Source organism: Erwinia sp. ErVv1, assembly GCF_900068895.1.
GTDB lineage: Bacteria > Pseudomonadota > Gammaproteobacteria > Enterobacterales > Enterobacteriaceae > Erwinia.
Map to the genome: position 1 here is coordinate 1 of NZ_CDPK01000049.1, position 243 is coordinate 243.

1 protein-coding gene is annotated in these 243 nt (G+C 64.6%); it reads left to right on the forward strand.

Going from position 1 to position 243, the window contains the following annotated elements; all coding sequences use genetic code 11:
• On the forward strand, positions 1-237 hold a 237-nt coding region (locus A1830_RS23615), incomplete at its 5' end, for a hypothetical protein (protein WP_231877702.1).
• Between the last annotated feature and the right edge of the window lie 6 nt (positions 238-243).

The window sequence follows — 243 nt, forward strand, 5'->3', positions numbered from 1 at the left end:
CCGCAGCGCTGCGGCGAAGACGGAGGGCCAGGCGAGGGCAGCAGGGATGCTGCACTCAGGGAGCGGCGGGCAGGGATGCCCGCTCGCGACTGTGCCGTCCGGCCCGGAGCCGGAGCCAAAGGCACCACGCGAAGCGTGGCGCGAGGACGCCCAGCACCCGCGGGGATTATCCACCGCGACAGCAGATATTGCAGCCCTTCACATCCAAACAGTCACAAAAAATTCCCTTTCCAGTAAAATTTT